The organism is Variovorax sp. 01N429 (assembly GCF_056399425.1).
Genome location: NZ_JBFTRG010000003.1, coordinates 454161 through 473764, shown reverse-complemented (window position 1 = coordinate 473764; position 19604 = coordinate 454161). Strand labels below are relative to the sequence as shown.

General features: G+C 64.1%; 17 protein-coding genes. 8 read left to right on the top strand and 9 right to left on the bottom strand.

Translation table 11 applies throughout. The features are described 5' to 3' along the window. Positions 1 to 493: 493 nt before the first annotated feature. Together AC1DSF_RS08295 and AC1DSF_RS08290 are read right to left on the bottom strand one after the other, a co-directional pair. Positions 494 to 1501, bottom strand: coding sequence for a DUF58 domain-containing protein (locus AC1DSF_RS08295; protein WP_478182588.1), 1008 nt, complete (start codon positions 1499 to 1501; stop codon positions 494 to 496). Then, positions 1498 to 2418: an AAA family ATPase gene (locus tag AC1DSF_RS08290; protein ID WP_478182587.1), complete on the bottom strand. Its 921-nt coding sequence runs from the start codon at positions 2416 to 2418 to the stop codon at positions 1498 to 1500. Before AC1DSF_RS08290 ends, AC1DSF_RS08295 begins: the two co-directional genes overlap by 4 nt. A 40-nt stretch (positions 2419 to 2458) precedes the next feature. Here AC1DSF_RS08290 and AC1DSF_RS08285 point away from each other — a divergent pair, with 40 nt between their 5' ends. From AC1DSF_RS08285 to AC1DSF_RS08255, 7 genes are all read left to right on the top strand, one after another. After that, on the top strand, positions 2459 to 3412 hold the full coding sequence (locus tag AC1DSF_RS08285; protein ID WP_478126743.1) for a histone deacetylase family protein: 954 nt from the start codon (positions 2459 to 2461) through the stop codon (positions 3410 to 3412). Between the two features lie 15 nt (positions 3413 to 3427). After that, positions 3428 to 4714: a mechanosensitive ion channel family protein gene (locus AC1DSF_RS08280; protein ID WP_478126742.1), complete on the top strand. Its 1287-nt coding sequence runs from the start codon at positions 3428 to 3430 to the stop codon at positions 4712 to 4714. A 144-nt stretch (positions 4715 to 4858) separates the two neighbouring features. After that, complete coding sequence (locus AC1DSF_RS08275) at positions 4859 to 5608, top strand: electron transfer flavoprotein subunit beta/FixA family protein (protein ID WP_478126741.1); 750 nt, start codon at positions 4859 to 4861, stop codon at positions 5606 to 5608. Positions 5609 to 5610: 2 nt separating this feature from the next. Beyond that, positions 5611 to 6546 (top strand): electron transfer flavoprotein subunit alpha/FixB family protein, encoded by a 936-nt coding sequence (locus AC1DSF_RS08270; RefSeq protein ID WP_478143331.1) that lies wholly within the window; start codon positions 5611 to 5613, stop codon positions 6544 to 6546. Positions 6547 to 6644: 98 nt separating this feature from the next. Further along, complete coding sequence (locus AC1DSF_RS08265; protein ID WP_478126739.1) at positions 6645 to 8435, top strand: acyl-CoA dehydrogenase; 1791 nt, start codon at positions 6645 to 6647, stop codon at positions 8433 to 8435. A 47-nt stretch (positions 8436 to 8482) separates the two neighbouring features. Next, a complete protein-coding gene (locus AC1DSF_RS08260) occupies positions 8483 to 9445 on the top strand; it encodes an NAD(P)H-dependent flavin oxidoreductase (RefSeq protein WP_478126738.1) in 963 nt (320 codons plus the stop codon). Continuing rightward, complete coding sequence (locus AC1DSF_RS08255) at positions 9435 to 10604, top strand: acyltransferase family protein (protein WP_478182586.1); 1170 nt, start codon at positions 9435 to 9437, stop codon at positions 10602 to 10604. Before AC1DSF_RS08260 ends, AC1DSF_RS08255 begins: the two co-directional genes overlap by 11 nt. On the opposite strand, the gene AC1DSF_RS08250 is transcribed toward AC1DSF_RS08255, so the two are convergent. Both AC1DSF_RS08250 and AC1DSF_RS08245 read right to left on the bottom strand, forming a co-directional pair. After that, positions 10601 to 11659 (bottom strand): glycosyltransferase family 4 protein, encoded by a 1059-nt coding sequence (locus tag AC1DSF_RS08250; protein WP_478126736.1) that lies wholly within the window; start codon positions 11657 to 11659, stop codon positions 10601 to 10603. The two genes, AC1DSF_RS08255 and AC1DSF_RS08250, sit on opposite strands and share 4 nt — an antisense overlap. Positions 11660 to 11748: 89 nt before the next feature. Continuing rightward, positions 11749 to 12171, bottom strand: a complete 423-nt coding sequence (locus AC1DSF_RS08245) for a cupin domain-containing protein (protein ID WP_478126735.1) — start codon at positions 12169 to 12171, stop codon at positions 11749 to 11751. A gap of 183 nt (positions 12172 to 12354) precedes the next feature. On the opposite strand from AC1DSF_RS08245, the gene aroC reads away from it, so the two are divergent. Further along, positions 12355 to 13485 (top strand): chorismate synthase, encoded by a 1131-nt coding sequence (gene aroC / locus AC1DSF_RS08240; RefSeq protein WP_478182585.1) that lies wholly within the window; start codon positions 12355 to 12357, stop codon positions 13483 to 13485. Positions 13486 to 13501: 16 nt separating this feature from the next. On the opposite strand, the gene AC1DSF_RS08235 is transcribed toward aroC, so the two are convergent. The 5 genes from AC1DSF_RS08235 to AC1DSF_RS08215 all read right to left on the bottom strand — a co-directional run bounded on the left by AC1DSF_RS08235 (position 13502) and on the right by AC1DSF_RS08215 (position 19375). Beyond that, a complete protein-coding gene (locus tag AC1DSF_RS08235) occupies positions 13502 to 14428 on the bottom strand; it encodes a carbohydrate kinase family protein (protein WP_478143325.1) in 927 nt (308 codons plus the stop codon). A 20-nt stretch (positions 14429 to 14448) separates the two neighbouring features. Next, positions 14449 to 15387 carry an ABC transporter substrate-binding protein gene (locus AC1DSF_RS08230; protein WP_478182584.1) on the bottom strand — a complete coding sequence of 313 codons (939 nt, stop codon included), beginning with the start codon at positions 15385 to 15387 and terminating at the stop codon, positions 14449 to 14451. A gap of 154 nt (positions 15388 to 15541) precedes the next feature. After that, positions 15542 to 16555 (bottom strand): ABC transporter permease subunit, encoded by a 1014-nt coding sequence (locus tag AC1DSF_RS08225; RefSeq protein ID WP_478126731.1) that lies wholly within the window; start codon positions 16553 to 16555, stop codon positions 15542 to 15544. Between the two features lie 29 nt (positions 16556 to 16584). Continuing rightward, positions 16585 to 18138 (bottom strand): sugar ABC transporter ATP-binding protein, encoded by a 1554-nt coding sequence (locus tag AC1DSF_RS08220; protein ID WP_478182583.1) that lies wholly within the window; start codon positions 18136 to 18138, stop codon positions 16585 to 16587. Then, on the bottom strand, positions 18131 to 19375 hold the full coding sequence (locus AC1DSF_RS08215) for an ROK family protein (RefSeq protein ID WP_478143324.1): 1245 nt from the start codon (positions 19373 to 19375) through the stop codon (positions 18131 to 18133). The genes AC1DSF_RS08220 and AC1DSF_RS08215 overlap by 8 nt, the downstream gene beginning before the upstream one ends. Positions 19376 to 19604: the final 229 nt, after the last annotated feature.

Sequence of the window (19604 nt, the reverse complement as noted above, 5' to 3'; positions counted from 1 at the left end):
TGCTGTGGGCGTCCCTTCGCTGCGCTACGGGCAACCTGCGGTGCTCGCTTTTCGTGGGGTCCGCGCAAACTCGCTGCGCTCAAACACGCGCGGCCCTGATCCACGAAAAGCTCCGCTCCTCGGCACCCCCAGAAGGGAGTGCTCGGGCCTTTGCTTCGCTCGGCTCTTTGAATACCAACAGCCAAACCCAACACAACACGAGGACGCGCCACGGCGCGTTGTGTCTTGGTATTTGTGTTGGTCCCCGCATCGGGGTCCCCTCTGTGCGTGCCGAGGAGCGCAGCTTCAGGCGGACRAGGGCTGCGCGTGTTTGAGCGMAGCGAGTTTCGCGCGGACCCCGCCTGAAGCGAGCACCGCAGGTTGCCCGAAGCGAAGCGCAGGGACRCGCACAGTGGGGTCGCCTTTCTTTTGCTTACTTTTCTTTGGCGAACCAAAGAAAAGTAAGTCGCCCGCCGGGGCGAGTCCCGGCCAACAGCCCAACCATTGACCACATTCACCATAAAGCCAGCACCTCCAAACACCGCCTCCGATGCCCTTCCCCCATAGAAGGCGCAACAACCACCCCTCCAACACGAACCCCGTACTCCACCCCCAGCCGATCAGCCATCAAAACCCAAGCACAAACCCGAGAAACCCGCCCCTCCAAATCAGCCACCCCCGCATGTTGCGCATCCAGCCAAAGCTCCTGCCTCTGCGCCTGCTGCGTATCCCGGCTCACCAACTCATCGGACCCCGCAGCCTGCGCCCGAGCCGCCCGCTTCCAGACAACCAGCTTTAACGAATCCCCCCGTCGATACCCGCGAACCCCGTCATATTCCCCCGCCACATGCGTCCGCACCAAAGCAGACGCAGCCTGCCCCGCAATCGGCTCCCCCACAGGCAGCGGCGGCGGATTCACTTCAGGCGCCGGATAAACCAGCACCTTCGACGCCGGCCGCCAAACCGTCCAGACCCGAAACGTCCCCAGCGGAAATCGCGTTTCCGCCGTCAACGTCGGCACCTCGTGCAACCCACGCCGCTCAGGCCTGAACGCCACTTCCACAGTCGCAGTGCCTTGCGCAGGCACATCGCTCCAGGACCATTGCCCACTGCGATGAACCGCCAGCCCGATGCCATAACGCGTGCTGCGTCGCGTGTTGTGCAAGACCACACGGAACACAGCCGCCGACCCGGCGTACTGCGCCTCGGGTGGCATGAGGTGCATCGCAAGGCCTCGCAAGGTCCCGTGGCACACATGCATGCCGACGGCCACGCACCCCGCCAGCAGGAAAGTCAGCAGATAGCCAAGGTTGAGCTGATAGTTGATCGACGCGACCAGAAGCAGCAGCAGCGTCGCAGCCAACATCCACCCCGCCACTGTCGGCACGATGTAGACATTCCGCTGCGTCAGCTCGAGCGTGTCCGAAGGCGGACGACGCGACACGAACCACCGGTCGATACGGGAACGGAGCGGCGCAAAGGAGCGCGCGACTCCGACACGAGCCGGCGCAGACTGCTTCACGGCAGTGGCACCGCCGCAAGCATCGCGCGCACTTGCTCGACCGCGCCGCGGCCGGCGTCACCCACCGGCGTGAGCCGGTGCGCGATGGTCTGCGGCAGAACGGCCTGGACGTCATCCGGCGCGACGTAGTCCCGATTGGCCAGCAGCGCCTGCGCCTTGGCAGCGCGGAGCACGGCAATGCCCGCGCGCGGCGAAAGTCCCTGCAGAAACCAGCGCCCTGAACGCGTGGCGGCGATCAGGTCCTGAACATAGTTCAACAAGGGTTCGGACGCATGGACCTGCAGCACGCGCTGCTGCAAGGCGGTCAGTTCGCCGGCAGTCAGAAGTGCCGGAAGGCTGGCGAGCAGGTCACGCCGGTCGGCGCCGGCAAGCAACTCGCGCTCCGCGGCGCGATCCGGATAGCCGAGCGAGATGCGCATCAGGAAGCGGTCAAGTTGCGACTCAGGCAGCGCGAAGGTGCCGAGTTGCTCATGGGGGTTCTGGGTGGCGATGACGAAGAAGGGCGTCGGCAGGGGGCGGGTCTCGCCTTCGACGGTGACCTGCTTTTCTTCCATCGCTTCGAGAAGGGCGCTTTGCGTCTTGGGGCTTGCACGGTTGATCTCGTCGGCCAGCAAGACCTGGGCAAAGATCGGCCCGGGATGGAAGACGAAAGCCTGCCGGCCGCGGTCATAGATCGCCACGCCGGACAGGTCGCCCGGCATCAGGTCCGCCGTGAACTGAACGCGCGAAAACTGCAGGCCGAAGGTGTGAGAGAGAGCGTGCGCCAAGGTCGTCTTGCCGACGCCCGGCACGTCCTCGATGAGCAGGTGCCCGCCCGCAAGCAGACAGGCCACGCAATCGCGTACCTGCGCCTCTTTGCCCACGATCACCGTGGTAAGCTGACCGAGCAAACTGGCGAGCTTCGCGGCAACGTCCATTTTTGTATCCATATGCAAACAATACCTTAAGCCTCGTGGCATGGGCAAAACCGGCTATTTCACACACCGCGACTGCTGGAAACACGACATGGGGCGCGGCCATCCCGAATGCCCCGGGAGGCTCGATGCCATCGAGGATCGGCTGCTCGTCACCGGCGTTGGCGATGCACTGAAAAAGGTCGATGTTCCACTCGCTACATTGCCTCAAATCACGCGCGCGCACAGCGTCGCGCACATGGAGCACCTCGAAACGCTGAGCCAACGGCTTGTCGAGGACGCGCCGGCCGGCGGTCCGGACCATGCGCAGATCGATCCGGATACCTCTCTCAATCGCTTTACCCTGCTCGCCGCGCGACGCGCCGCCGGCGCAGCCATCGCAGCCACCGACGCCGTGATCGCAGGCGAAGTGGACAACGCCTTCTGCGCCGTGCGGCCTCCAGGACACCACGCCTGCCGCGACAAGGCGATGGGCTTCTGTTTCTTCAACAACGTCGCCATCGCCGCTCGCCACGCGATCGAACAGCATGGGCTCGAACGCGTCGCCATCGTCGATTTCGACGTGCACCACGGCAACGGCACGGAAGACATTCTGAGCAACGACCCCCGCGTGCTGATGGTCGGGATCTTCCAGCATCCGTTCTATCCATACAGCGGCACGGAGCACCCGGCACCGAACATGCTCAACCTGCCGGTGCCCGCCTATACCAAGGGCATGGACGTGCGCGAGCTGATCGAGGCGTGCTGGATGCCGCGGCTCGAAGAATTCCGGCCGCAGATGATCTTCGTGAGCGCCGGTTTCGACGCCCATCGCGACGACGATCTCGGCCAGCTCAGGCTCAACGAGCACGACTTCGGCTGGATCACCGGGCGAATCGTCGATGTGGCCCGCCGCCATGCCGGTGGGCGCATCGTCTCCATGCTCGAAGGTGGCTACAACCTCGACGCCCTCGCACGCAGTGTCGAAGAGCATCTGCGGGTGCTCGCCGATTTATAGCGTCGGCTTCGACTGATGGATTTCAGCGCTTTCAACGAGACGCTCGGGCAGGTTCATGCGCAAAACGTGTGGATCCAGCTTGGCGTGCTGGCAGGCTGCATCGTCTTGGCGTGGGCGGTCTGCAAATGGTTCGGGCGCGATCAGCCCAAGGGCTCGATCTGGTTCGGCGACCGCGTCTTCGACGGCCTGTTGTTCCCGTTGCTGGCGCTGATGCTGGCCGAGTTCGCCAGGCGCGCGGCGCTCGCGCTGGGCTTCCAGCCTGCCCTGGTGTTGCGGATCGCGGTTTCCGTGTTCGTCTCGCTCGCAGTGATCCGTTTTTTCGCTCGGGTATTGCGCGCAGTGTTCCCGGCTTCGGCGATGGCCCGCCTGGTCGAGCGCACGATTTCGTGGATCGCCTGGATTGGCGCGATCCTCTGGATCGTCGGGCTCTTGCCGCCAGTGCTTGCGGAACTCGATCAGATCACGCTGGCATTCGGGCGCACGCGTGTCAGCCTGCGAACTATCCTGGACGGTCTGCTGTCGGCGGGACTCGTGCTCGTCATTGCGCTGTGGATCTCATCGACGATCGAAAAGCGCATCCTGCGCGAGGCCGTGCACGATTTGTCGATGCGCAAGGTCGCGTCGAATGCCGTGCGCGCATTCCTGCTGCTGATTGGCTTGCTGTTTGCGTTGTCGGCGGTCGGCGTGGATCTCACGGCGCTGTCGGTTCTCGGCGGTGCAGTGGGCGTCGGCCTGGGCTTCGGGCTGCAGAAGCTGGCGGCCAACTACATCAGCGGATTCGTGATTTTGCTGGAGCGCTCCATACGCATCGGCGACAACGTCAAGGTCGATGGTTTCGAAGGTCGCATCACGGACATCAAGACGCGGTACACGCTCGTGAGGGCGGGCAACGGGCGCGAGTCGATCGTGCCGAACGAATCGCTCATCACGAGCCGCGTCGAGAATCTCTCGCTGGCGGATCTGAAGTTCGGCATCTCGACGAACATCATCGTCGGCTACGAAAGCGATGTGTCACAGGTGCAGGCGATCTTATGCAACGCAGCGGCGGGACAAGCTCGCGTGATGACCGATCCGGCGCCAATTGCTTTTTTGCTCAACTTCGTTCCCGACGGCCTGGAGTTCAGCCTCAACTTCTGGGTGTCCGATCCGGAGAAGGGGCGGGACAACCTTCGATCAGCGATCAACATCGCGATTCTCGAAGGCTTGCGCAGTGCGGGCATTGTCATTGCCAACCCGCAGCGTGTCGTCCGTGTTGAATCGTTACCTTCTGGCGTTGGGCCAGCGGATGTCGCTCATCTATAATCTCGAAAAAGCACGACCGTTCGTTTTTGCACTTCAAAGACGGACGCTCCCTGATTGAAATGGACAGTTCGCGCGGAGGCCGGCGCCTAAAATCCCCGGCAGTTCTGCATACCCCCGGTTTCGCAAATCAATGGAGTCAAGCCAATGAAGATTCTGGTCCCCGTCAAGCGGGTCGTCGACTACAACGTCAAGGTCCGCGTCAAGTCTGACGGCACGGGCGTTGACATCGCCAACGTCAAGATGAGCATGAACCCCTTCGACGAGATCGCCGTCGAAGAGGCGGTTCGGTTGAAGGAGAAGGGTGCTGCCACAGAGATCATCGCCGTGTCCTGCGGCGATGCGAAGTGCCAGGAAACGCTGCGTACCGCGATGGCCATCGGTGCCGATCGCGGCATCCTGGTCGAGACGACCGAAGAGCTGCAGCCGCTCGCGGTGGCCAAGCTGCTCAAGGCGCTGGTGGACAAGGAGCAGCCCCAGCTCATCATCCTTGGCAAGCAAGCCATCGATGACGACGCCAATCAAACGGGACAGATGCTCGCAGCATTGGCCGATCTTCCCCAGGCGACCTTCGCCAGCAAGGTCGAAATCGCAGGTGACAAGGTCAACGTGACCCGCGAAGTCGACGGCGGCCTGGAAACCATCTCCCTGAGCCTCCCGGCAGTCATCACCACCGACCTGCGCCTGAACGAGCCACGTTACGTCACCTTGCCCAACATCATGAAGGCCAAGAAGAAGCAGCTCGACGTGGTCAAGCCCGAAGACATCGGCGTGGACGTCAAGCCGCGCCTGAAGACCCTGAAAGTGGTCGAGCCCCCGAAGCGCGGCGCCGGCATCAAGGTGCCCGATGTCGCCACGCTGGTGGACAAGCTGAAGAACGAAGCCAAGGTGATCTGATCATGACCGTACTTGTTATTGCCGAACACGACCACGCCACGCTCAAGCCGGCGACCCTCAATACCGTGACCGCAGGCATCGCCTGTGCAAGCGGCGATGTCCATGTGCTGGTAGCGGGCGCCAATGCTGCCGAAGCGGGCAAGGCTGCGAGCCAAGTCGCTGGTGTTGCCAAGGTCATTGTGGCCGACAGCCCGAGCCTTGCGGACAATCTCGCGGAGAACGTCGCCGCGCAGATCCTGGCCATCGCCAAGAACTACAGCCACATCCTGTTCCCGGCCACGGCCAACGGCAAGAACGTCGCGCCTCGCGTGGCTGCCAAGCTCGACGTCGCCCAGATCAGCGACATCACCAAGGTCGACAGCCCCGACACCTTCGAGCGTCCGATCTATGCGGGCAATGCAATTGCAACCGTGCAGAGCGCCGATGCGATCAAGGTGATCACCGTTCGCACGACGGGCTTCGACGCCGCAGCAGCCACTGGCGGCAGCGCAGCGGTCGAGAACGCCGAAGGCGTGGCCGACAGCGGCAAGTCCAGCTTCGTGGGCCGTGAAGTCACCAAGAGCGAGCGCCCTGAACTCACTGCCGCGAAGATCATCGTTTCGGGCGGCCGCGCCCTGGGTAGCGCAGAGAAGTTCCAGGAAGTGATGGCCCCGCTGGCCGACAAGCTCAACGCTGGCCTCGGTGCAAGCCGCGCCGCAGTGGACGCAGGCTACGCGCCGAACGACTGGCAAGTGGGCCAGACCGGCAAGATCGTCGCGCCGCAGCTCTACATCGCAGCGGGCATCTCCGGCGCGATCCAGCATCTGGCCGGCATGAAGGACTCCAAGGTGATCGTGGCGATCAACAAGGACGAAGAAGCGCCCATCTTCTCGGTGGCCGACTACGGCCTCGTCGCCGACTTGTTCGTGGCTGTGCCTGAACTCGTCAAGGCGCTCTGATCGGCGCATCTTTCGATGATTGAGCCAAAGGGCATCGTTCGCGATGCCCTTTTTCACATCGGTTCACATCAGGCCGCAACGGCCCACAGGAGACTCTCATGAGCTACACCGCCCCCATCAAGGACATGCTGTTCGACATGGAACATCTCGCGAACATTTCGCAGGTGTCCCAAATGCCGGGCCTCGAAGAGGCCGGACTCGAAACCGCGCAAGCCGTGCTCGAAGAGTGCGCGCGATTCAACCAGGACGTCATCGCTCCTCTCAATGTGGCCGGCGATCGCGAGCCGTCTTCGTTCAAGGATGGCGAAGTTACGACCACGCCCGGGTTCAAGCAAGCCTTCGCGCAATACGTGGCGGGTGGCTGGCAAGGACTGCAGCATCCTGCCGAATTCGGTGGCCAAGGACTGCCGAAAGTCATTGGCGCTGCCTGTGTCGAAATGCTGAACTCGGCCAACATGAGCTTTGCGCTGTGCCCGCTCCTGACCGATGGGGCGACCGAGGCATTGCTGACCGCGGGTTCCGACGAGCTCAAGGCCGTCTACCTCGAAAAGCTCGTGAGCGGCCAATGGACTGGCACGATGAACCTGACTGAACCGCAAGCCGGGAGCGATCTGTCGCTGGTGCGCAGCCGCGCCGAACCGCAAGCCGACGGCACCTACAAGGTCTTCGGCACCAAGATCTTCATCACCTACGGTGAGCACGACATGGCCGAGAACATCGTGCATCTCGTGCTGGCGCGCGTGACCGGCGCGCCCGAAGGCGTGAAGGGCATCAGCTTGTTCGTGGTGCCGAAGTTCCTCGTCAACAAGAACGGATCACTGGGCGAGCGCAATGACGTGCATTGCGTGAGCATCGAGCACAAGCTCGGCATCAAGGCCAGTCCGACCGCTGTCCTGCAATACGGCGATCATGGCGGTGCGGTGGGTTACCTGGTCGGCCAGGAGAACCGCGGCCTCGAATACATGTTCATCATGATGAACTCGGCCCGCTATGCCGTGGGCATGCAGGGCATCGCGATTGCCGAGCGCGCCTATCAGCACGCAGTCGCCTATGCCAAGGACCGCGTGCAGAGCCGACCGGTCGATGGATCGATGAACGCCAGCGCGCCGATCATTCATCACCCGGACGTGAAGCGCATGCTGATGATGATGCGCGCATACACCGAAGGCTGCCGCGCGATGGCAACGGTCGCAGCGGCCGCTTACGACGCCGCGCACCATCATGCGGATGCGGACACCCGCAAGCAGAACCAGGCTTTCTACGAATTCATGGTGCCGCTGGTCAAGGGCTACAGCACGGAGATGAGCCTGGAAGTGGCTTCTCTGGGGGTGCAGGTGCATGGCGGCATGGGCTTCATCGAGGAAACCGGTGCGGCCCAGTACCTGCGCGACGCCAAGATCCTCACGATCTACGAAGGCACGACGGCCATCCAGGCCAATGACCTCGTCGGGCGCAAGACGGCGCGCGATGGCGGCCAGACGGCCAAGGCGGTGGCTGCCCAGATAGAGGCGACCGAAGCCGAACTCGCAAAGCGCGACAGTGCCGAAGCGCAGGCCGTCTGCAAGCGCCTGAAGGCCGCTCGAGAAGCATTCGTCGACGTGGTCGACTTCGTAGCAGGGCAGACCAAGGCGTCGCCCAACGCAGTCTTCGCGGGCAGCGTGCCTTATCTGATGCTCGCAGGCAATGTGGTCGCGGGCTGGCAGCTTGCACGCTCATTGCTGATCGCTGAAGACCTGGCGAAGGCGGGTACCGATGTGGCGTTCATGAAGGCCAAGATCGCGACGGCGCGCTTTTACGCGGAGCACATCCTGAACAAGGCGCCAGGGATTCGCGACAGCATCGTCGAAGGCGCCGACAGCGTGACGGCCCTCGCTGTTGAAGCTTTTTGAGCCCCCAGGGCTGGCTCACTTCTTATCTTTAATATTTCGGAGATCTCATGTCCAAGTTACCGTCCGTGCTTGCCAACCTGCCGCTGCCTATCATCGGCTCGCCGCTGTTCATCATCAGCAATCCCAAGCTGGTGATCGCGCAGTGCAAGGCTGGTGTCGTCGGTGCGATGCCCGCACTCAACGCGCGGCCCGCAGCGCAGCTCGAAGACTGGCTGGCGGAGATCACCGAGGAGCTGGCCGCCTACAACAAGGCCAATCCCGACAAGCCGGCCGCGCCCTTTGCCATCAACCAGATCGTGCACAAGAGCAATGACCGGCTGGAGCACGACATGGAAATGGTCGTGAAATACAAGGTGCCGATCGTGATCACTTCGCTGGGCGCGCGCACCGATGTCAACGACGCGGTACACAGCTATGGCGGCGTGACGCTGCACGACATCATCAACAACGCCTTTGCACGAAAGGCCGTCGAAAAGGGCGCTGACGGGATCATTGCCGTGGCGGCGGGGGCGGGCGGACACGCGGGCGTGAAAAGCCCCTTTGCGCTCATCCAGGAAATTCGCCAGTGGTTCGATGGGCCGATTGCGCTCTCGGGTTCGATTGCCACCGGCGGTGCGGTGCTCGCCGCACAGGCGATGGGCGCGGACTTCGCCTACATCGGCACGGCATTCATCGCGACCGAAGAGGCGCGGGCGAGCGACGAGTACAAGCGGGCCATCGTCGACGGCACTTCGGACGACATCGTCTATTCGAATCTGTTCACCGGCGTACACGGCAACTACCTCGCTCCGAGCATCGTCGCGGCGGGGATGGACCCTGCCAATCTGCCCCAAGGCGACCTGAAGACGATGAACTTCGGCGGTGGCGAAGGCAGCAAGGCCAAGGCGTGGAAGGACATCTGGGGCTCGGGCCAGGGCATCGCTGCCGTGACCGAGGTCGCGACGGCCGCAGCCTTCATCGAGAAACTCAAGCGCGAGTACCAGGAAGCGCGCGCCCGCCTTGCCCTCTGAGAGCTTGACCGCAGGCACTGCAGGGACTGCAGCGGCGGCCTCGGTCGGTCGCCTGCCGTTGTTCGATGCGGTGAAGGGTGTCGCCTGCCTTTTGATCGTTGGCCATCACCTCTCGCGCTACGGGCCGCTTCCGGCGGGTGCTTCTTCGCTCGCGCCCGAAATCTTCGATTGGCTTTCGCAGAACGGACGGCTCGCGGTGCAGGTGTTCCTGGTGCTGGCCGGTTTTCTGGCTGCGGGGAGTCTCGCGCCCGACGGCATCCTGCGCATCGACCGGCCCTTGGCGCGGATTTTCCAGCGCTACGGCCGGCTGGTCATGCCGTATCTTGCGGCGTTGACTTTCAGCATCGTCGTCGCGGCGCTGGTGAGGCCATGGCTCGACGACGAAGCCGTGCCGGGGCCACCGGGGCTGGCGCAATTGCTCGCGCACGGGCTGCTGTTGCAGGACCTGCTCGGCTACGATGCGCTCTCGACCGGTGTCTGGTATGTGGCGATCGACTTCCAGCTCTTCGTGCTTGCCTTCGCTGCGATCGGGCTGTCCGAACAGATGCAGCGGCGCTGGTCAGTCCGTCCTGAAAAGTCTCGGTGGGTGATGCTGGCGCTCGTGCTGACGCTGGTTGTCTCTTCGCTGATCGTGTTCAATCGCAACGCCGAACTCGACACGACGGCGCTGTATTTCTTCGGCTCATATGGCCTCGGCTTGCTGGTTTTCTGGATCGGGCGTGCCACGCGCACCAGCACATGGCGCTTTGCGGTATTGATGCTCCTGTTGATGGGCGGTGCCGCTCTGGCGGTCGAGTGGCGCAGCCGCATCGCAATCGCGCTGGTCACCGCGGTAGCCGTCGCGGTCATTCAGCATTTCAATGGATTGAAGCCGGCCGCATGGCCCGCGGTCGGCGAGCCGTTGGTGCGCTTGGGGCGGATTTCCTATTCGCTGTTCCTCATCCACTTTCCGGTGCTGCTGCTGGTGAGCGCCGTCGTGAGCCATTTCATGCCGGACACGCCCTGGATTGACCTGATGGGCCTGGCGCTGACCGTCGCTCTGTCGATCGCGGCAGCGATGCTGCTGCACCGATGGGTCGAATCGCGTCCGGCCACCTGGCGTGCGGTGCTGGGGCTCTTCGCGGGTTTGCTGGTGTGCGGACTGATCGTCTCGGCCTAGGAAGGCCGGCGCTTGTAGATTTCGGTGTATTTCAGGCCCAGCACCTGGGATGAGTTGACGGCCCGGTGAAACTCGAAGAAGCGGCGGCCTTCTTCGGCAACCGCCGCCGGGTCGGCGAACCAGACCGCCAGCGCTTCGGCCAACGCGCCGGCGTCGCCGTAGGGCAGGCCGTTCGGGAGTCGGCGCTCCTGGGGCAGGCAATCGCGCGATCCGTCGACGTCGGTCAGCAAGGAGGCACGCCCGGCAGCGGCGGCTTCGATCGTGACGATGCCTTGACCTTCGATGGAACTGACGAGCACTGCAAACAACGATCGGGCGTATTCCCCGGCGACGTCGGCCACGTAGCCGCGGAACACGACCCGATCACCGAGCCCCAGCGCCTTGCACTGCTGCTCGAGCGTCTCGCGAAGCGGGCCTTCGCCGATCAGCACGAGTTCGGCATCGACGCCGCGATCCCGCAACAGGCCCCAAGCCTCGATCAGCGTCTGATGCCCTTTGACCGGCACTAACCGCGCGACGCAAACGGCGCGCCGGCTGACTTGCGCGAGGTCTATACCGGGACATTGATCGGGAAAAGGCGTCGGGTTGCCGAGGATCTCGACGTCGCGCGTGCGGGTGGTGGAAAGAATGTTGTCCCTGACAGAAGGCGTGACCGCGATGGCGCGGCGCGGGCTCATCAGCCAGAACGGAGCGGAAAAGCCGTAGGTGAGATTGCCCGAATAGAGCACCGGCCGCCGCAGCAAGGGCTGGAGCGCGCTCAGCACCATCGACAGCCGTCGGTGGTGCACATGGATCATGTCGATGTTCCATTGATCGAGCAGCCGCTTGAGTTGACGGACGCTCCGCCAGAAGACCAGCGGATGCGCCGACATCAGGTTCAGGCGTCGTAGTCGATCGGGCGATATCCACGACACATCTTCTTCCTCGTCGCCATAGCCACAGCTGATGAAGCTGTTCCGGACGCCATGGGGCTGGACTGCCTCGTGGATGCGCCGGATGGCCACGGTGACGCCGCTACTGCGGTAGTAGTTAGGGTTGATGACGCAGATGTTCATGGACTGGGCGAGCCTAGTGCCGCAGCCAGGCGCGCCCGTGAAGTCTATGGCGCCGATCCGTTGCCAGACGTCGGCCAACGCCTACGGATCTATCTCCAGGGCGTGGGCGCCGGGACTTCGCAGGCCGGTTCGACGTCGATGCTCTTGAAGTCCGCGGGCGAGACGATTTCCAGGTACTCCATGTCCGGCGAATAGTCGAAGAGGTAGTGCCGGATGCCCGGGCGCTGGTGGACGACGTCGCCGGCTTCCACGAGAGTTTCCTTGTCCTCATACATGAAGCGCGCCCAGCCCTTCACCATGATGACGATCTGGAAATCCGCCTCATGCCGGTGCCAGCCGGTGCCCGTTTCCGGTGCCATGTTGGCCTTGACCAGGTGCGCGATCACCTTCCCATGCGTGGCGTCGGCAATGCCGAGATCGCGATAGAGGAAGAAGTCGCGCAATCCGCCGGAGACGTACCCGGTGTCCGCCGGCTTGACGTGGGAAAACTTGGTGTCGGTTCGATCCAGCATGTGCGTTCCTGTCAGGTTGGGAGTGGCTGAAGAGCGATGCTGCGGCGCAGCATGCAGGAAACAAGCCAACCCCCGGCCTTGCCCACTGCGTGTGGCTTCTGCACCCCCTTTGCTAGGGGCAACACCGGCGGGCCGGCGGAGCCGGACCCGCGGTGTTCGCGGGGCGGCGGATAATGCGGCGCCATGAGCGGCAATACTTTTGGCACCCTTTTCGCAGTCACCAACTTTGGCGAGTCTCATGGGCCGGCGATCGGGTGCGTCATCGACGGCTGCCCGCCGGGCTTGGCGCTCAGCGAAGCGGACATTCAGGGGGACCTGGATCGGCGTCGGCCAGGGACCAGCCGGCACGTGACGCAGCGCAACGAGCCCGATGCCGTTCAGATCCTGAGCGGGGTTTATGAAGGCAAAACCACCGGCACGCCCATTGCGCTGCTGATCCAGAACACCGACCAGCGCAGCAAGGACTACGGGCAGATCGCCCAGCAGTTTCGGCCGGGGCACGCCGACTTCACTTATTGGAAGAAGTACGGCATTCGCGACCCGCGCGGTGGGGGAAGGTCGTCCGCCCGTCTGACGGCTCCGATGGTTGCCGCCGGCGCCGTCGCCAAGAAATGGCTGTTCGAGAAGTACGGCACCGTCTTTCGCGGTTGCATGACCCAGATCGGGGAGGTGGCCGTTCCGTTCGAAGGCTGGGAGCACGTGCCGAACAACCCGTTCTTTGCACCGGTCGCTGACGTCTCGCAACTCGAGGCGTACATGGACGCGCTGCGCAAGGCGGGCGATTCTTGTGGCGCGCGCATCCGGGTGACGGCGTCGAACGTCCCCGTGGGCCTTGGCGAGCCACTCTTCGACAAGATGGACGCCGACATTGCTTGGGCGATGATGGGCATCAACGCCGTCAAGGGCGTGGAGATCGGCGCCGGATTTGCCAGCGTCACCCAGCGCGGCACCACGCACGGCGATTCGATCACGCCTGAAGGATTCCTCAGCAACAACGCCGGTGGCGTGCTCGGCGGCATCACGACGGGGCAGGACCTGGAAGTGAGCATTGCGATCAAACCGACCAGTTCGATCATCAGCCCGCGGCAGTCGATCGATGTGAACAACCAGCCGGTCGAGGTCGTCACCAAGGGGCGGCACGACCCCTGCGTCGGCATTCGCGCAACGCCGATCGCCGAGGCGATGCTGGCGCTGGTGGTGATGGAGCACGCCTTGCGGCATCGCGCGCAATGCTGCGACGTGCTGAAGGGCGAAGCGGCCACGGCAGCCGCAGCCGCGGCCGCTGCGGAGTCGCCGAAGGCGTCCTTCCTCTAGCTCCCTTCGGCCGTATTCAGTCGAGTTCGGCGCGCCGAGGCATGTCCGCCCCGCGGCGCGAACATGTGACGGCCGCTGCGCGGGCTGCAAACCCGAGCAATGTGTCGAGCGCCGTCGAATCGAGCTTTGCCAGCGCTTCAGGCGTCAGCGCGTCATGCTCGTCGAGCCATGTCAGCAACGCCGCCTGAAACGTGTCGCCCGCGCCAACCGTGTCGATGACCTGAATGTCGGGTGAGGGCACAGTCGCCTGGCCACTGCGCGTCCATGCGCTCGCGCCGTGCCGGCCGCGCGTCACCGCAACCAGCGCGGCGCCCTGCGCGAGCCAGCGCGAAGCCACCTGCTCGGGCGTTTCGGCCGCATAGAGCAGGCCAAGGTCCTCGTCGCTCACCTTCACCAGATGCGCGATCGACACCATCTGCTCCACGATGGCCCGCCAGTGCGCCAGATCGGGCTCGACATTGAGGCGCACGTTGGGGTCGTAGGCGATCAGCCGCCGGTCCCGCTCGCGCGCCGCCAATGCACGCAGCGCACTGCCGACCGGCTCGACCGCCAAGGCATAAGAGCCGAACTGAAGCACGCGCGCAGCCGGCGGCAGGGCGGGAAGGGTGTCGTGCGTGATCTGGCGGTCAGCCGCGCCGTTGCCATGGAAGGCATAGCGAGGTACCCCGCTCGCGTCCAGGCTCACGACGCTAAGCGTGCTCGGCGCGTCGCTGCGCAGGATCAGCGAAGTGTCGACGCCTTCCGCCCGCAGCGACGCCAGCAATCGCTCGCCGAGCGCATCCGTCGACAGCCCGGTCAGGAACGCGGCTGGCCGGCCCAGCCTGGCGAGGCCTTGCGCGACGTTGAGCGGCGACCCGCCGATGCGTGCATCGAGCGTCATGCCCGCGGGCGTGGCTTCGCCCATGTAGACGTCCATCAGGGCTTCGCCGCAGACCACGAACATGACAGTTCTCCTCTTCGGAATCAGCGCGGTGCTTGCCAGCCCTTGTAATCCTTGACGTTCGCTCGCGTGATCAACGTCGAAGGCAGCAGCGTCATGGTTGCTTCGGGCTTCTTGCCGTTCAGGATCTCATGTCCGATCTCCACTGCCTTCTGCGCGATCATGTACGGGTCCTGGCTCGCGGACGCCTGCACCTGCGTGTCGCTCTTGAGCGCGGTTTCGATGTCGGGCGCACCGTCGACCGAAGTGATGACGATGTTCTTGCGATTGAGCTGCTTGGCTGCGAGATCGGCGCCGATGGCTTGCGGATCGTTGATGGCGAACACCGCGTCGATTTTTGGAAAGCGCGTCAGGTGGTTCTGCATGACGTTCAGTCCGCCTTCGCGAGAACCCTTCGCGTCCTGGTCGTCTGAGAGCACCTTGATGTCGGGGCTCTTCTTGAGCACCGTCTTGCAGCCGTTGACGCGATCGATCACGGCCGACACCTGCGGGCCGTTCTGGATGATCACGTTGCCCTTGCCGCCAAGCTTGTCGACGATGAACTGGCACGCGATTTCGCCGGCCTGCACGTTGTTTGTCTGCACGGTGGCGTCCGCGCCGTTGGCCGCCACGTCGACACCGATCACGACGATGCCGGCCTTCTTGGCCTTCATCAGCGCCGGCTCGATCGCCTTGGCGTCCACCGCATTGACCAGGATCAAGTCCGACCCTGCCGAAATGAAGCCATCGATTTGCGAGAACTGCTTGTTGAGGTCGTAGTCCGCCGATAGCGCCGTCACCTTCGCGTTCGGGTTGTACTGCTTGGCTTTCGCTTCCGCGCCCTTGGCGAGCGAGACGAAGAAGGGATTGCCCATCGACCCGAGCGTGATGCCTACGTTCTTGAACTCCTTCTGCTGGGCGTGCGCCATGGGCATGGCGAGCGCTGCGGCAAGGGCGGCGAGGGCAAAAAACTTGTTGCGCATGAAGAGTCTCCTGGTTGGTGGTGGTTGAGGCAAATCGATGATTGAGTAACGGATGGTGTGGAACACCGCGGAAGCGGCTCCGCCGGGCCGCCGGTGTTGCCCCCTGCAAGGGGGTTGGCGCAGTGACACGAAGTGCGCGAAGCCTGGGGGTGTGCTATGTCCTTGCAGAATCCTTGCGGCGATAGCGATCGAGAGCGACAGCGCCGATGATCACCAGCCCTTTGACGATGTACTGCCAGATGTCGGACACGCCCATCAGGATCAGCCCATTGGTCAGCACCGCGATGATCAAAGCGCCGATCAGCGTGCCCAGGATCGATCCCGTGCCGCCGACGAAACTGGTGCCGCCGAGAATCACGGCCGCAATCGCATCGAGTTCATACGATGCGCCAAGCTGCAACCCATTGGCCGCATAGAGCCGCGCCGAGGCCATCACGCCGCCAAGGCCCGAGAGCAGGCCCGAGGTGCAATAGACGAACAGCAGCACCGCCCACACCTTGATGCCCGCGAGCCGCGCAGCTTCCGCGTTGCCTCCGACCGAGTAGATGTTCAGTCCCAGCACCGTGCGCCGCAGGATGAACCACGACAGCGCCACCACCGCGAAGGCGATGATCACGAGCCAGGGCACGCCAAGCACTTCGCCGTTGCCGATGAAGGCGAAGGGCAACTGAGGATTGAACACCGTGGTGTCGTGGCCGATGAGTCGCGCGATGCCGCGCACCGCCGTGAGCGAGCCCAGCGTGACGATGAAGGGCGGCAGCTTGATGAAGGCGATCAGCACGCCATTGATCAAGCCGAAGAGCAGCCCGCAAGCCAGTCCCGCAGCGATCCCGAGCATGCCGAACTGCGGCACGTTCGACACCAGCATCGCGACCACGGCGGACGCGGCGAGGATCGAGCCTACCGACAGGTCGATCCCGCCCGTGAGAATCACGAAAGTCATGCCCGCCGCGAGCACGATGTTGATCGACGCCTGCTGCGTCATGATCGACAGGTTCTGCAGGCTGAAGAAGTTGTCGCTTGCAAAGCTGAAGCCGATGCACAGCAGGATGAGCACCGGCAGCATGCCGAGTGCGCGGATGATCTCCTTGCCCGTCGCGCCACGCAATGCGGGTGGCAAGGCAGGGCTTTCCGATACCGGGATTGCCGGGGATGTCTGCTTGGTCATGTCTGGTCTCCTGGGGCTGCCTGGCTGTTTCAGTGCAGAGTCGGCGTATGGGATGGAACCGCGCCAGTGGCGAGGGCGACGATGTTTTCCTGCGTGATGGCCTGGCCGCTGCCGCCGCCGACTTCACCGACCAGGTGTCCCTCGCGCATCACGATCACGCGGTCGCAGATGCCCACCACCTCGGCCAGCTCGCTCGAGATGACGAGCACCGCGACGCCACGCCGCGCGAGTTCGTCGATGAGGCGGTAGATCTCGCTCTTGGCACCGATGTCGACGCCGCGGGTCGGCTCGTCGAGGATGAGCACGCGCGGTGCCAGTTCGAGCAAGCGCGCCAGCAGCACCTTCTGCTGGTTGCCGCCGGAGAGCGATCCGACGTTGACGCGCGCCGAAGGCACACGGATGGACAACTGCGCGATCGCATCCCGCGCCCGCTGCGCTGCCCGCTTGCCGTCCATCACGCCGCCGGCCTTGGCATCGAGAGGGGAGACCATCACGTTGATGTTGTCCTTCACCGAAAGATCGAGGAAGAGGCCCTGGCCCTTGCGGTCTTCCGTCAGATAGAGGATGCCGGAGCGGATGGCGTCGATGGGTTTGTCGATCTTCAGCGGCCCGCCGAGGTCATCGAGCGACACCTCGCCGCCGGTGCGCGGATCGGCGCCAAAGATCAGCCGTGCCAGCTCGGTGCGGCCCGCGCCCACCAGGCCGGCGAGTCCGAGCACTTCGCCGGAGTGCAGCTCGAAGCTGCAGTCGTGAACGCGGCGTCCGTCGCGCAGGCCGCGCACCGAGAGCGCCTTCGCCCCGGTGTGCATGCCGTGATGCTCCTTGCGATAGAAGCCCGACAGATCGCGCCCGACCATCATCTTCACCAGCTTGTCGCGCGAAAGTTCGGCGCGCTCCAGGGTGCCGACGTAAGTGCCGTCACGCAGCACCGTGACCTCGTCGGCAAGTTCGTCGATCTCGTCCATGCGGTGGCTGATGTAGAGGATCGCCATGCCTTCGTTGCGCAAGCGCTTGATGAGCGCGAAGAGCCGATCGGTTTCGTGCGTGGACAGCGGTGTCGTCGGCTCGTCCATCACCAGAATGCGGCAATCGAAGTGCACCGCGCGCGCGATTTCGACGAGTTGGCGCTGCGCGATCGACAGCATCGCCACGCGTGTAAGAGGCCCGAAGTCGGCGCCGAGGCGCTGCAGAGTGGCCTCGCAGGCGGCCGTCATTCCGGCGCGGTCCACCAAGCCGCCGCGTCGCAAGGGCCGGCCCATGTAGATGTTCTCGGCGACCGTGAGATTCGGCGCAAGGCTCAGTTCCTGATAGATAACGGACACGCCGAGGTTCTTGGCGGCGAGCGGACCGTCGATGTGAACCACCCGTCCATCGATCAGGATTTCCGCGCCCGGGTCCGGCATGTACGCACCCGAGAGCACCTTCATCAGCGTCGACTTGCCGGCGCCGTTCTCGCCCATGAGCGCATGCACATGGCCTGCTCGGGCGCGCAGGCGAACGTCCTGAAGCGCTTTCACGCCGGGAAATGTCTTCGATATCTTGCGCAGTTCGAGCAGCGCGGTGGCTGCGTTGGGATCAGGCATGTGTTGTCTCCGTATGGGCGCGGTGCGGGCGACCGCGCAAGACGTCGGCGCGGGGCGAAAAGTTGAAGAACATTGGCAGGCTGGCTGCGCCGATGGCGCCGGCATCAGCGCGGAAGCTGCCGCGCAGCAGCCGCGGCGTCTGCCGGGCCTCCGGCGCGATCAGACGCAGGCCGGCATCGATGCGCGTGATCAATTGACCGATCAAGCCGCTGTCGATGTCGCAGTCGATCACCACTGCGGGCAGGTCGAGCACGGCGAGCGATGCCCGCAGCGAAGGCACCAGTGCGTCCACGCAGTCGTCGAGCCATTCGCCAACATGTGCGTTGCCTTCCTTGACACGGGCTTCGAGGTCCGCATGACCCCGCACCGCGATTCCGTGGTAGCGCAAGTGACGGGCGAGCGAATTCAACGACGCGCGGGAAAGAAGGATGTCCCAGCGCCGGTCCAGCATGGGCGCCGAGGGCAGGGTGCTCGGCGGCACCGGCATCAAGCCAAGGTCCGCCGCGTTGCCGCTGCTGCCGCGCAAGCTCTCCCCGCCGATCACCGCGCCCGCGCCGAGTGCCGCGCCGACGAAGACGTAGAGGAAATCGTCTTCCTCGCGCCCGACGCCAAAGAACATCTCGGCAATCGCAGCCGCGTTGCCGTCGTTTTCCTTGAATACCGGCTGTCCGACTGCCTCCGCAAGCAACTGGCCGAAGTCCACTTCGTCCCAGATGCGGAAGTCGGCCTTCAGGTCGAGTTCGCGCAACCAACTGCCAAGGTTGTAGGGCTGCGCGAGGCCCACGCCCATCAGCCGTCGACGTTGCGGACCTTCCAGCGCGGTCAGCACGCGGGCGACGTCCTTGCGGACCAGCGACAGGGCATGTTCCGGCTGGGGCAGGAGCACGTCATGCGCCTCTCGCGCCAGAATCTTGCCGCCGAGATCGATCAGCACCGTTTCGATACTCGTGCGATCGAGGCGCACGCCGATTCCGTAGGCACCCTCGGGATTGATGCGGTAGAGCCCGGCAGGTTGACCCCGCTGGCCTTCCTGCCGCCGACCGGCCGGCTCGATCAGGCGTGACTCCTCCAGCGTCTGGACGATGCTGCCCACCGCTGTGTTGGTCAGCTGCGCCCAGCGCGCCAGATCGGCCTTCGACGCTTCACCTGCGCGGCGCAGACGCTGCAACAGCGTGCGCTCGTTGTAGAGGCGCAGGTTCGCCGAATTAGTGCCCCTGCCGGGACCGGCTGATTTCACCGACTGTCTCCTGTTGATTAATTAATTCAAGTTGAATAAATGGTAGGAGCGCCGGCTCGCCCGGCCTTGAGGGTTTTCCCGGGAAAGTGCAAGAAAGTATTTGTTCCGTCGCGCGGCCGCCCGACGGGACGTGCGGACAGGAATTTCAGGGAATCTGAGTATGGAAGGCGCGTTCATCGGGCCGCGCGCACGCGTGAACGGTTCGGTGTAAACCCGCGTAGCGATCGAT

Coding starts and splice junctions, on each gene's coding strand:
- AC1DSF_RS08290 (WP_478182587.1), bottom strand. CDS start 2,418: ATGGACGTTGCCGCGAAGCTCGCCAGTTTGCTCGGTCAGCTTACCACG.
- AC1DSF_RS08285 (WP_478126743.1), top strand. CDS start 2,459: ATGGGCAAAACCGGCTATTTCACACACCGCGACTGCTGGAAACACGAC.
- AC1DSF_RS08280 (WP_478126742.1), top strand. CDS start 3,428: ATGGATTTCAGCGCTTTCAACGAGACGCTCGGGCAGGTTCATGCGCAA.
- AC1DSF_RS08275 (WP_478126741.1), top strand. CDS start 4,859: ATGAAGATTCTGGTCCCCGTCAAGCGGGTCGTCGACTACAACGTCAAG.
- AC1DSF_RS08270 (WP_478143331.1), top strand. CDS start 5,611: ATGACCGTACTTGTTATTGCCGAACACGACCACGCCACGCTCAAGCCG.
- AC1DSF_RS08265 (WP_478126739.1), top strand. CDS start 6,645: ATGAGCTACACCGCCCCCATCAAGGACATGCTGTTCGACATGGAACAT.
- AC1DSF_RS08260 (WP_478126738.1), top strand. CDS start 8,483: ATGTCCAAGTTACCGTCCGTGCTTGCCAACCTGCCGCTGCCTATCATC.
- AC1DSF_RS08250 (WP_478126736.1), bottom strand. CDS start 11,659: ATGAACATCTGCGTCATCAACCCTAACTACTACCGCAGTAGCGGCGTC.
- AC1DSF_RS08245 (WP_478126735.1), bottom strand. CDS start 12,171: ATGCTGGATCGAACCGACACCAAGTTTTCCCACGTCAAGCCGGCGGAC.
- aroC (WP_478182585.1), top strand. CDS start 12,355: ATGAGCGGCAATACTTTTGGCACCCTTTTCGCAGTCACCAACTTTGGC.
- AC1DSF_RS08235 (WP_478143325.1), bottom strand. CDS start 14,428: ATGTTCGTGGTCTGCGGCGAAGCCCTGATGGACGTCTACATGGGCGAA.
- AC1DSF_RS08230 (WP_478182584.1), bottom strand. CDS start 15,387: ATGCGCAACAAGTTTTTTGCCCTCGCCGCCCTTGCCGCAGCGCTCGCC.
- AC1DSF_RS08225 (WP_478126731.1), bottom strand. CDS start 16,555: ATGACCAAGCAGACATCCCCGGCAATCCCGGTATCGGAAAGCCCTGCC.
- AC1DSF_RS08220 (WP_478182583.1), bottom strand. CDS start 18,138: ATGCCTGATCCCAACGCAGCCACCGCGCTGCTCGAACTGCGCAAGATA.